Origin of the sequence: Victivallis lenta (assembly GCF_009695545.1) — a bacterium.
In the GTDB taxonomy this organism is placed as follows: Bacteria; Verrucomicrobiota; Lentisphaeria; order Victivallales; family Victivallaceae; genus Victivallis; species Victivallis lenta.
On record NZ_VUNS01000005.1, the window covers coordinates 139,179 to 151,045 of the forward strand.

The window sequence follows — 11,867 nt, forward strand, 5'->3', positions numbered from 1 at the left end:
AATGGCGGAAGTCGAGATTCGTCCGCCTCGTGACGAGGCGGAAATGAGGCAATTGTGGCACTTGAACCATGCGGTGTTCTCCGAGGAGCTTCACCAGCACGAAGTTCATGACGACGGGCTCCTGATCGACAAGTTCCATGCCAAGAATCTCTACTTTGCCGGATGGGACAACGGCGAAGCGGTCGGCATGATCTGCGCGCACTGGAAGGAGCCGTTTTCGGCGGTCGAACGTTTCGGGGATGTCATGCGCCGGGCGATGGTTCCGGGAGTGACCGCCGAGTTGCGGCTCTTCGCGGTTCGTCCCGAATACCGCAAGACTCCGCTGGCGCCGCGGCTCGGTGCGACGATCTTCAAAAAGCTCGACGAAATGGGTTTCCGGCTGCTGATCATCTCCGGTATTTCCGAACAGAAAGAATTTTATGAACATATCGGTTTCAGGGCGGTTGGCGACCCGGTGCAGGACGGGGAGGCGCTGTTCTACCCGATGGTGGCGGATCTGCCGCCGATCCTGAGGCGGTGCGCGCTGGCCGTGGCGAGGTGCACGAAATGAGACGTCTTGAACTGGTTCCGACCGTCCCCCATCTGTTTCCCGCGACGCTCGATGCGATCCGGGAACCGCTTTTTTCGCATCGCAGCGAGCGCTTCAGTTCCCTTTTCCGGGCTACTGCGGGCCATCTTCAGAGGATCAGCGGCCAACGCTTCCACCCGGTCATCGCGGCCGGAACCGGCACCTGGGCGAACGAGCTCATGGTCTGGAATACGGCGCCGGGCGCGCGCAGGCTGCTCGTCGTATCGAACGGCGAATTCGGCGACCGGCTGCTGAAGCAGTGCCGGATCTGCCGGCCCGACACGATCGCGCTGAAACTCGATTGGGGCGAAGCGTACGACAGCGAGAAGATCGAATCCTGCCTGGCCGCCCATCCCGATGTCGACTGGATTTTCGGTGTTGCGACTGAAACCAGCTGCGGCCGGGCGAACGACATTGCGCTGCTTGAGCGGATCGCCGGGCCGCGCGGCATCCGGATCGCGCTCGACGGCGTCAGCGCGGTCGGCCTGGCGCCGGAGCTCTTCAAACACGGCTGCGTCCGTGTCGTGACCGCTTCGAGCGGCAAGGCGCTGGCCGGGCTGCCGGGCATTTCGATTCTCTTTCTCGACAATGCCGTGAAGCCCGCCGCTTCCGAAAACCGCCCGGAATCGCTTGACCTGGCCAAGCTCATCGCGGCTGAGACTTCGTCCGGCATGGTCCGCAACACTTTGAGTTCGATGCAGTTGATGGCGCTTGAGTCGAGTTTGCGTTCGATCGGCGGCTGCATCGAATATACGGAGCGGATCGGCAAACTCAAGACGCGCGCGGTCGAAGGGCTCCGGAAGATCGGCATTGAGCCGCTGCCCGGCAGCAACAGCCCGATGGTGACCGCGTTCCGCCGTCCTCCCGAGCCGCGCTGGAGCAGCATGCTCAAGGCGTGGGAGAGTGCCGGCGTGGATGTCTATTTCCGCCCCTCCTATCTCGAGGAGCGGCAGCTCTTCGAAATCGCCGCAATGGGTGACCTCCATCCGGAGGACATCGACCGCATGCTCGACGCGGTAAGCCGGCTTTAGAGCTTATTTAGGGATAAGCTCTTAGCCGATTTCGGAACGGGGATGATCCTCCGGGGAAGTCGGACCGCTTTCCCGGAGGCTTTCCTATGCTCCGTTCCCGTCCGACAGGATGATCCAGTATATCTGAACGGTGCCGCCGCTGTGCCGGAACTCCCGTTCGAGAACGCCGCCGCGGCGCAGGATGGTCCGGCGCGACCCTTCATTGTCCGCGTTGCATGAGATCATGACCCGGTCGAGTCCGAGACTGGAGCAGTACGACAGCGCCAGGCGCAGCATTTCCGCGGCATATCCCCTGCGCCGCTCCGACGGGTGCACGCCGTAGCCGATGTGCCCGCCGTAATTCCGCAGAAAGCCGTTCAGACGGTGGCGGACGTCGATCATGCCGACGATCCGCCCGTCGTTTTTCCGGACGGCGAAGAAGGTGGTGGCCGGGACCCAGCCCGGAAAAACCGTGGTTTCGGAGCGGTTCCCTTCCACCAGCGCCAGCCACCCCGCATAGCTGTCCGCCCGGTCGAGCAGCGCGCTGCCGTGCAGTTCGCGCTCGCCGTGTGCAAAGTGTTCCCGCCGGTACTCCAGCGCCGCCGCCTCGTGCCGCTCGTCCGGCAGGATCAATTCGAGTTCGTCCGCCATATTCATTGCCTTTCCGCAAGAAAAAAGGCGGCCGCTGCAGGCCGCCTTTCCGGAGGGTTGCCGGATCAATAGGCGTCGTCCGCCTTGTAGTCGAGCATGTAGGTCTGCATCTCCTCGAGGCTGATCTTGCCTTCGCTGTACAGCGTTTCGAGCGACTTCTGCATCGTGATCATGCCGTCTTTCGCGCCGGTTTCGAGCAGCGACTGCAGCATGGCGGTCTTGCCCTCGCGCACCAGAGCCTGCACCGGCGGCGTGCCGACCAGGATTTCGAACGCGGCGACGCGCCCTTTGCCGTCGACAGTGGGCAGCAGCCGCTGCGAAATGATGCCGAGAATCACGCTCGCCAGCTGGAGCTTGATCTGGTTCTGCTGGTGCGACGGGAACGAGTCGATGATACGGTCGATGGTCTGCGGCGCGCTGTTCGTGTGCAGCGTGCCGAACACGAGGTGGCCGGTTTCCGCCGCGGTCAGGGCGGCCGCGATGGTTTCGGTATCGCGCATTTCGCCGACGAGAATCACGTCCGGGTCCTCGCGCAGCGCGTATTTGAGCGCCGCCGCGAACGAGTGCGTGTCGGAGTGGACTTCGCGCTGCTCCAGCAGCGACATGATGTTCTTGTGCACGTATTCGATCGGGTCCTCGATCGTGATGATGTGTTCGGCGCGGTTCCGGTTGATGAAGTCGATCATACTCGCCAGCGAGGTCGATTTGCCGCTGCCGGTCGGGCCGGTGATGAGGATCAGCCCCTGCTGCTTCGTGGTGAGCTGCAGAATCTGCGGCGGCAGGTTCAGGTCTTCCGGCTTCGGAATCTTGCTGACGATCACGCGGCAGACGATGCCGACCGTGCCGCGCTGGTGGAAGCCGTTCACGCGGAAACGCCAGTTTTCGCTTTCCCCGGTCTCCTGGTCCATGACCAGCGAGATCGATAGCGCGAGGTCGACTTCGCGGTTTTCTTCGAACTCGACCCGCTGGACCGGGTTCAGGATGCTGTTCAGCAGCCGCGCCGTATCCTGGCCGGTCAGCACCGGCAGATCGAGCGGGCGCAGTTCGCCGTGGATGCGGAGCACCGGGCTCGAGCCGGCCGACAGCAGAAGGTCCGACGCGCCGGTTTTCACGGCCGTCTTCAGCAGGCGACTCATGTCGATGAACTGGATATCGGGATCTTCCGCGTCTTCCGCGCTGCCGTATTGACTGGCGAACGAGTCGACGCCGGACTCCATGCCGCGCAGCATAAGCTGAAGTTCGTCGCGGTTCGACACGGCTTCGTTGGCCGCGTCGAGCGAGATGAAACCGTCCTTGTAGAGGCGGAAAATCGCGCGGGTGAAGGTGATCATGCCGCTGCTGCCGCCGCGCTTGAGCGCCTCCGCGAGCGCACGCATGTCGCGGTCGCCGACCAGCTTCTTCACCGTCGGGGTGCCGAGCAGGATTTCGAGCGCCGGAAACATGCCGTTGCCGTCGGCGCGCGGAACCAGCCGCTGCGCGATGATGCCGACCAGCGCGTTGCCGAGGTCGCTGGCGATCTGCAGCCGCTGCTCCTCCGGATAAAGGTCGACGACGCGTTCGATCGCCTGAACCGTGTCTCCGGTGTGGACGGTCGTGATGACGAGGTGCCCGGTCATCGCCGCGGCCAGCGCGACCTGGACCGTATCCATGTCGCGCATTTCGCCGATGACGATCACGTCGGGACTTTCACGCAGCGCCGCGCGCAGTGCGTCGGAGAAGCTCGTCGTGCTCGAGTTGAGCTCGCGCTGCGTCACGAGGCAGTTGATGTCGCGGTGCAGGAATTCGATCGGGTCCTCGATCGTGATGATATGTTTGTTGAAGTTGTGGTTGATGTAGTTGACCATGGCGGCAAGCGTGGTCGATTTGCCGCTGCCGGTCGAACCGACCACGATGATGATGCCGCTCTTGTTCGTACACATTTCGGCCAGCGTCGCGGCCGGCAGACCGAGCTCCTCGAAGAAGAGCGCTTCGCCCGGATAGACCGGACGGGCGACGAAGGCCGGGCCGGTCAGCGCTTCGAGGAAGTTCAGGCGGAACCGTTCGCCGGTCGGCAGCGTGTAGGCCGAGTCATAACTGCCGCGGGCGTGGTACTCCTGTTCGGCCTTCGCGGTCAGGCACTGCTTGCGGAAAGCGTCGATCTCCTGCGCGGTCAGATACTCTTCCCCCTCGGGGAGCACCTGCCCGGACCGCCGGAATGCCGGCGGCTTGCCTGCGGATACGAAGAGGTCGGATGCCGCCGATTCCATGGCGTAATGAAGAAGATCGCTGATTTCCATGAATACTCACCCTTGTCGTTATATAAAATTATTTTACCCAGCATACTTGAAAACCGCAGGTACATCTATTACTTTAGATGTGATATCGCCCGAAAACAACCCCGGAATATGAAAAAAGATGAAAAAATTACAGATCAGGATTAAAATGGCCGACGGCTGCGCCGATCTGGCTCCCGCCAAGGCACATCCGGACGACGCCGCTTTCGATCTGCGTTCGCGCGCGGAGCTGGAACTGCCTCCGGGACGGAGCGTTCTGGTTCCGACCGGGCTCTTCATCGAGCTGCCGCCGGGGTATGAGGCGCAGGTCCGCCCCCGCAGCGGTCTCGCGCTCAGACACAATCTGATGCTGACCAACTCTCCCGGCACGATCGACGCCGGGTATCGCGGCGAAGTCGGCGTGATCATGTTCAATGCCGGGCAGGAGCCGTTCGCGGTGAAGCGCGGCGACCGCATCGCCCAGATGGTGATCGCCGCTCTGCCGGAGGTCGAGCTTGCGCCGGCGGATTCCCTGTCGGAAACCGGCCGCGGCGCGGGCGGCTTCGGCAGCACCGGCCGCAGCTGACGTGCCGGGGAGCTCCGGGGCGGCATCGCCGCATCAGAGTTCAAAGGTCATGGCGGCCTTCCTTACCGCATCGAGATGTTTCCGGTAGGCCTCTTCCGGCCCCCAGAATTCGATCAGGCAGACCCGATGGCCGAACGGAATATGGCAGAAGGTCCGGCGCGGCCTGACCACATAGAGCAGGTAGCCGGCGTTGCCCCTGAACCCTTCGAAGCAGGCGGCTTCGTCGCCGCCGTCCATGGTGACCGATGTTTCGGATGCGGTGCGATAACGGTTTACCTCGGTCAGTGAACGGCGCGCCAGGGTGCGCCAGAATTCCAGCGAAGCGCCTTCCAGGTTCGGACGGCGGGTCAGGCGCAGCACGCAGTCGTCGGCGGTTACGGCGTAAAGCTGTTCCGTATCGCCGAAACGGGATGAGGCGAGAATTGCGAAGTTCTCCGGCAGGTCGAGGTCGAACGGCATATTTTTCCGGCCGTTGGGGGAGGGGAGTTTTCCCGTCTCGCCGACCGAGGCGACCCACGGCACCGGCAGCTTCGGCACGAAGACGACCGGCGCCGACTGGTTCAGGCGCAGCGTCAGGGTCACGTAGCTGATCCGGTTGTTCAGCAGAGCGAGCCGGCCTTCGTACCGTTCGATTTCGGTGACGACCCGGTTCAGCTCCTGCTCGATCTTCAGCGTATCCTCGACCTTGTCGGATTTCTCGAGCAGCGCCAGCAGCCGGGTGCGCAGCGTTTTCAGGTTGTTCAGGCGGATTTCCGCGTCGACGACGGTGTCGGTGACGTCGGTTCCGACAATGCGGCGGCTGCCGACTGTGCCGAATGCCTCGATTTTCCGCAGGACTTCATCGGCCTTCTCGACCGGAATGCGCAGAATGCCGCCGTTGTCGCCGGATTCCTGCACGTATCCGCCGGCCGCCTTGACCAGCTCTTCCGCTTTCCGGAGCACGTCGGGCAGGTTGTCGACCTGCAATGACAGTTCGGCCGTGTAGGTCATTCTGCGGCCTTTCTGCTGCTCGAACCGGTTGCCTTCCGGCAGGGAGCCGGAGTAGCCGGCCGCAGGGGCGGCGGGCGCGCTGTCCGCCGCCGCCCAGCCGTCTGTATCGGCCGCCGTCTCGACGACGGCACTGGGGGGCGGCATGGAATCGTTCATCCCATATTCGACGGCGGTGCAGCTGGCGATCAGCAGCGGCAGAAAGAATAAAGAGACAGCGGGGACGATTTTCATGACGGGTTCCTCCGGTAATGCGATACGGTTGAGTGGATTTGGAGGAACAATACCGCTTCTCTGGTTTTTTTCAAGCCGCATTCGGCGGAAAGTGCGTTTTTTGCGGTGCGGCAGTCACTGTTCTCCGGCGGCTTCCCGGAAGATTCCGGTATAAGCGTCGTACGCCTTCTGATAGCGCGATGCGTACGGCTTGCTGAAACTCTTGGCCGTGTATTCCCGGTAGCGGGTGATTTTCGGCAGCGCGCGCGTGCAATAGACCCGCAGCTGATTGACGGTCGAAATCTCGACTTCGCTCAACAGCCGTTCGCCGCGCAGCCGTTCGGCATCCGTATAACGGATGCCGAACCGTTTGAAGGTGGGGTGCTCTTCGTTCAGCACGGCGCTGCCGAGCCGGGTGAAGTCCTCGAGCACCTGCACGATATCGCGGAACAGCGCGATCAGGTCGTAGAGATCCTGCTCGCGGGAGGCGGTGTCCGGGCTGGACAGCGTGCGCAGGATCGACTTCGTATCCTCCGCCGCACTCTCCAGCAGACCGGCGATGATGCCGTAATGCTTCTGCCGCCACGCCTCATCGCGGGCGAAAAGCTCCTGATCGGCGATGAGCGTGCTGACGCAGTCATAGGCCGCATCCCTCCGCCCGAGCAGGGGAGGAAGGTTCATCTTGATCAGATGATCGGCGCTCCGCGACGGCTTGTGGGGCGGCGCGGAGGGCCGGAGCATTTCCCAGGTCCGTTTGACCCGGCTCAGGAGCTCGTTGTGCAGATTCATCACGGTTTGCTTCACCTCGTTCGATGAAATCCGGCCGCCGGAACGGCCGGAGGTCCGCCCGCTTACGGCAGATAGGTGAACTGGAACGCCTTGCTCGCCTTGACCGCATCGCGGATCTTCTCGATCAGCATCTCGGGAACCTCGACGTTGGTCTTGACCACGGTCAGCGACAGGCCCGATTTCAGGTCCTGCGGCGCACGGATGTCGACGATGTTGATGTTCTTCTCGCCGAGAATTCCGGCGATCCGGCCGATCACGCCCGGCTCGTCCTTGTACTCGACGAAGAGATGGTGACCGCTCGGCTCGAGGTAGAGCTGGTCGAAATCGTTCAGGCGGGAGATCATGAGGTTGTTTTCGGTGATGGTCCCGCGAGCGCCGGCCTTGTAGATCAGATTGCCGCCGACGAAGAGGTCGATGCTCATCGCTTCTCCGTAGTGCTTGTTGTTGTCGACCTCGCGGTTGACCAGCTCGATGCCGGTGTCGGAGAGGAAGTGCTCGGCGTCGGACGGCGCTTTGTCGAGCGCGAATTCCGCCGCGATTCCGGCCGCGATCGGCGGCGTCATCCACTTCGCGTACTGGGCGAGATCGCCGTAGAAGCTGGTCTCGACCCGGGTCGGGTTCTCCTTGCCGAGATAGGCGTTGGTCAGGCTGGTCAGCACGTAGGCGAGCTTCTGGTACTTGCCGTCGAGGCCGTCCGGCAGCGCCTTGTTGACCACGCAGTTGGTCACGCCCTGCTCGAAGTAGGCGATGGTCTGCTCGGCCGCGCGCTTGGCGGCGACGAAGTTCGCCTCGAACGTATTGGCGCCGAGGTGAGGCAGCATGAGGTCGCAGAGGTCCGCGATCGGCTTTTCGCCGGCGACGTCCTTCGGATAGACGTCGTTGCAGAAGACGAGCTTTTTCTCGGCCTTGACCGCGCGGAGGTCATCCTCGTTCAGGATTCCGGCGCGGGCGCAGTTGATCAGCATCGCGCCCGGCTTCATGAGCTCGAGCAGCCGGCGGTTGATCATGCCGCGGGTTTCGTCGTTTTCCGGAATATGGAGCGACACGAAGTCGGAGTCCGTGAAAATGTGTTCGATGCTGGTCAGCTCGACGCCGAGCTTTTCGGCCAGCGTGGGGGAAAGCATCGGGTCGTAGCCGAGCACCTTCACCTCGAAGCCGGAGAGCCGCTTTACGAGAAGCTGCCCGATATGGCCGAGTCCGAGGATGCCGACGGTTTTGCCGGTCAGCTCGCGGCCCATGAACTTGCTCTTCTCCCAGTCGCCCTTGCGCGTCGAGATATCGGCCGCGACGACATGGCGGCTGGCGGCGAGCATCATGGCGACGACCTCTTCGGCCACGGCGTTGGAATTCGCGCCCGGCGTGTTCATCACATCGATGTCATGCTTGCGCGCATACTTCGTGTCGATGGTGTTGTAACCCGCGCCGGCGCGGACGATCAGCTTCAGATTCGGCAGCAGGTCGATGATCTCCGGCGTGATTTTTTCGCTGCGGACGATCAGCACTTCGGCGTCGGAGTTGGCCTTGACGAGATCCGCGAGCGGAGTCGCTCCGTCCAGCACCACATTGTAGCCGCGATCGGACAGCATGGTCGCTGCAAATTTATCCAGCTTGGTCGGAATCAGTACTTTACGCATAATAGTATCTCCAGAGTGAATGATGATCCGATTCAATTCGCTTAATATACCACGCCGGGGGAAGGTTTTCAAGAGAAGTGCGTGCGATTCAGGCAAATTCGACCAGCACGACTTCGCGGCGGCAGTTGAAACGGAAGCTCAGAGAACGGTTGCCGACGCCGGAGCTGACGATCATGCGGGGCGTTCCGCCGCGCCGCTCGAACAGCCCGTAATCGAGCTTGCAGCCGTATTGGCTCGATGCGTAGACCGGCCCGAGGAACGGGAAGCGGACCTGTCCGCCGTGCGTGTGGCCGCAGAGGATCAGCGCGATCGGGTCAAGCGCATGGCAGGTGTCCAGCGCAATGACCGTGTCGGGCCGGTGGGCGAGCAGAATGGGCGCGCGTTCTTCCGGCCAGCTTTCCGGCAGCCTCGGATCGCCGCCGGCCAGATCGTCGGCGCCGTGGAAATAGAAGCAGTCCGCCTCCGCTCCGGCGTTGCAGAGAAAGCGGATTCCGGCTTCCGCGTAGAGCTCCTCCCAGAAGCTGACCGGCAGCCAGCTTTTGCCGCGCTCCCAGTTGCCCGGTACGGCGAAACGGACCGGGGCGCAGTCGCGGAACTTTTCGAGCAGCTCCGGCTGGGTGTCGAGTTCGGCGGCGTCCGAAGTCAGGTCGCCCCCGAAACAGAGAAAATCCGGGCTGAAAGCCCGGATCCGTTCCACCGCGAGATCCGCGAGTTTACGGTCTTTCGGGTGGCCCCGGTAATGAAAATCCGAAACGAAAGCGAGCCGCCTGCCGGCTGCCCCCGGCACCGGGGCCGGGAGGCGGTAGCGTGTGGCGGAAACTTCACCGGCTGCAATGACTTCGGCCGACCTGTAATCGATTTTACAGCTCCACTTCCGCAGCCGTTCCGGGTGCGGAACGGTCAGCGGATAGTAGATCGGACGAATCTTGCGGGTGTTCAATTCAGACGTCCAGCTCCGCGATGATGGCTTCCGAGAGCGGGCGCACCGCGGCGAGCACGCATTTGCGCCCGCCCGGGACTTCGATTTCGTCGCCGGTCTTCCGGTTCAGCACCGCCTGGCCGAGACGGGTGCGGTAGGCCAGGAACTTCCGTTCCGGGTCGCCGTCCCACGCGCCGAGGAGCTGGTAGACTTCGACTTCGCCGTCTTCGTATCTGAGCTCGATTTCAGAGCCGATGACCGCGGTGTCGTCAACCCGGATCGTGCGCATGTTGAGCGGCTGAATGCGGCTGAGTTCGCGTTCGAGCTCCGTCCGGCGCCGCCCGAGGAAGTTGCGCCGCTCTTTGGCCGCATCGAATTCGGAGTTTTCGCGGAAGTCGCCGTGGGCGCGGGCGACCTTGAGCGCTTCGCGGTTTTCGGGGATGTGGACGTTGATGATGTCGTCAAGCTCTTTCATGAGGCGCTTGTGCGACTTCAGGCTCGTGTAGTTCGGTTCGTCGCCGGCCGGCGCGTCGGTGTCGACCTTGCCGATGCCGGCCTTCAGAATCCGCTGCCCGGCGCCGTTTTCGAGGTGGTCCCGCAGCAGCGGGGAGATGCGCGCGAGCTTGACCATCAGGCTCTGGCGTTCGCCGGAGGAGAGGAAAAGCGCTCCCTGCAGCGCGGCTGCAAACATCATGACATCTTCGGCCGCGGCATGGATCAGCTGCTGCTGGAAATCCGCGTTATTGATGAGAAGTGTGCGCAGCTCGCGCATCGCCGTCCCCCACGCTTTCGGCAGGTTGTCCTGCGAAAGCGCCCGCGAGACGTTGTCGACGTTCAGCAGCTGCAGCAGCTCGGCGCTGTCGCGCTTCTTGCGGTTTTTCCAGATCCAGAGCAGGAAATCGGCAGTGCAGAATTTCTGTTCGATGAAGAGGTCGTAAAGCGTTTCGTCGGAAACGTTCGCACAGATTGCATTCAGCGATTTCAGCGGCACGCGCATCGCACATTCGGCCAGGTACTCTTCCGGGAAAATCGCCGCCGTGACCTGCGCGAGCTGCTCAAGCTCTTTGGCCGGGAGTTCGCCCCAGACGCTCATGCGGGCCAGCTCGACCGCAGTCGGCCTGGCCGGCCAGAACGGCGCCTTGGCCAGCAGCGGGGAGAGCATCTCCTTGAGCTGCTCGGCGGTCGAACGCGGATACAGACGTGCGACGATCGAGGCGAGCAGTTTCGCTTCCCGGATCGCGGTATCCGGCTTCAGGTTCGAGAAGAATCTCTGGAATCCCGCGGCTTCTTCGGCGGAAAAGCCGCCTGCGTTCTCCTTCTCTTCGGAGGAAAGCAGGAGATCGATCTCCTTGAGGCTGCGGCCGTCGCAGGAGCGGCGGGTCGAGCTGCTGCTGCCGGTGGCGGCGCTGCTGGTCCAGTATTTTTCGAACGCGGCGCGGTCGAGGTTCTTCGCGCAGCCGTTCTGCGCCATCTGCTTTGCCGTGTCGTCACTGACCGGAACCAGCGCCTTGCGTTTGACGATGCTGCGGAAATCCGCGGCGGAAATCAGGCTGCGGGTGCCGTCGATCAGTTTGATCAGCTCCGGACCGGGGGTCAGGAGCACGGCTTCGCGGAGCACGATGTCGAGCGGAATCGCCGCGCTGCCGCCGGAGCCGCCCCAGGTGTTGACCGCGAGCGAGCCGATGCTGTCGAGCGAACCGGCAATGCCCCAGCGGGACGAACTGGGGAGAAACACGATCAGCCCGTTCTTGAGTACGCGGAGCCGCTGGAGGCGGGCCGCGAAATCATTCAGCGCGACGGTTTCGTCACGCACGCCGAGCGCTTTCATGATCGGCGGCCGCGACAGGTAGTTCGGCAGGATCGCCTTGACCGACTGCGCGAGCAGTTTGCGGAACACCGGGCCGTCGGTCATCGGCAGCGCGGCCAGGCCGATGCAGAATGCGCCCTGCGCGTCGTCCAGCTCTTCGCTGCCCCAGGCTTCCCAGAGCAGATTGAGCTCTTCGATGACGGACGCGGGGATCGGATTGCCGGCCGTGGCGAGCACCGCCAGCAGTTTTTCAAGTGTTTTTTTGTCGGGGGAGGTCGTTGCACTTACCAGAAGGTCTTCAAAAGCGGCAGAATCCATCGTTGTCTCCATGTAAGCGGCGCGTCTTTCGGAGAAAACGCTCTCCGCAATTTATTGGCAATGAATTAATATAGACCTCATCGCCGTCTTTTTCAATAGACTCGCGGCGGCCATCGGGGCGGATTCGTGAATT

General features: G+C 62.8%; 10 protein-coding genes. 3 read left to right on the forward strand and 7 right to left on the reverse strand.

Translation table 11 applies throughout. The features are described 5' to 3' along the window. Window position 1 precedes the first annotated feature (1 nt). Window positions 2-550: a GNAT family N-acetyltransferase gene (locus tag FYJ85_RS06960; protein ID WP_158703761.1), complete on the forward strand. Its 549-nt coding sequence runs from the start codon at window positions 2-4 to the stop codon at window positions 548-550. After that, the gene (locus FYJ85_RS06965) at window positions 547-1,599 is read left to right on the forward strand and encodes a pyridoxal-phosphate-dependent aminotransferase family protein (RefSeq protein WP_106052289.1); all 1,053 of its coding nucleotides are present in this window, start codon (window positions 547-549) and stop codon (window positions 1,597-1,599) included. Before FYJ85_RS06960 ends, FYJ85_RS06965 begins: the two co-directional genes overlap by 4 nt. 84 nt (window positions 1,600-1,683) lie before the next feature. Here FYJ85_RS06965 and FYJ85_RS06970 read toward each other — a convergent pair whose 3' ends face one another. Then, the gene (locus FYJ85_RS06970; RefSeq protein ID WP_106055669.1) at window positions 1,684-2,229 is read right to left on the reverse strand and encodes a GNAT family N-acetyltransferase; all 546 of its coding nucleotides are present in this window, start codon (window positions 2,227-2,229) and stop codon (window positions 1,684-1,686) included. 65 nt (window positions 2,230-2,294) lie between these two features. Next, window positions 2,295-4,505 (reverse strand): type IV pilus twitching motility protein PilT, encoded by a 2,211-nt coding sequence (locus FYJ85_RS06975; RefSeq protein ID WP_154417510.1) that lies wholly within the window; start codon window positions 4,503-4,505, stop codon window positions 2,295-2,297. A 118-nt stretch (window positions 4,506-4,623) separates the two neighbouring features. Here FYJ85_RS06975 and dut point away from each other — a divergent pair, with 118 nt between their 5' ends. Next, window positions 4,624-5,067: a dUTP diphosphatase gene (gene dut / locus FYJ85_RS06980; protein ID WP_106052286.1), complete on the forward strand. Its 444-nt coding sequence runs from the start codon at window positions 4,624-4,626 to the stop codon at window positions 5,065-5,067. A 33-nt stretch (window positions 5,068-5,100) separates the two neighbouring features. Here the strand turns inward: dut and FYJ85_RS06985 are convergent, their stop codons facing one another. From FYJ85_RS06985 to FYJ85_RS07005, 5 genes are all read right to left on the reverse strand, one after another. Next, entirely contained in the window at window positions 5,101-6,288 is a 1,188-nt protein-coding gene (locus FYJ85_RS06985; protein WP_177995911.1) for a DUF4349 domain-containing protein, read from the reverse strand. Between the two features lie 114 nt (window positions 6,289-6,402). After that, complete coding sequence (locus FYJ85_RS06990; protein ID WP_154417514.1) at window positions 6,403-7,059, reverse strand: hypothetical protein; 657 nt, start codon at window positions 7,057-7,059, stop codon at window positions 6,403-6,405. A gap of 59 nt (window positions 7,060-7,118) precedes the next feature. Beyond that, the gene (locus FYJ85_RS06995) at window positions 7,119-8,690 is read right to left on the reverse strand and encodes a 3-phosphoglycerate dehydrogenase family protein (RefSeq protein WP_106052280.1); all 1,572 of its coding nucleotides are present in this window, start codon (window positions 8,688-8,690) and stop codon (window positions 7,119-7,121) included. Window positions 8,691-8,778: 88 nt separating this feature from the next. Continuing rightward, a complete protein-coding gene (locus tag FYJ85_RS07000; RefSeq protein WP_154417516.1) occupies window positions 8,779-9,630 on the reverse strand; it encodes a metallophosphoesterase in 852 nt (283 codons plus the stop codon). Between the two features lies 1 nt (window position 9,631). Further along, window positions 9,632-11,734, reverse strand: a complete 2,103-nt coding sequence (locus FYJ85_RS07005; protein ID WP_154417518.1) for a GreA/GreB family elongation factor — start codon at window positions 11,732-11,734, stop codon at window positions 9,632-9,634. Between the last annotated feature and the right edge of the window lie 133 nt (window positions 11,735-11,867).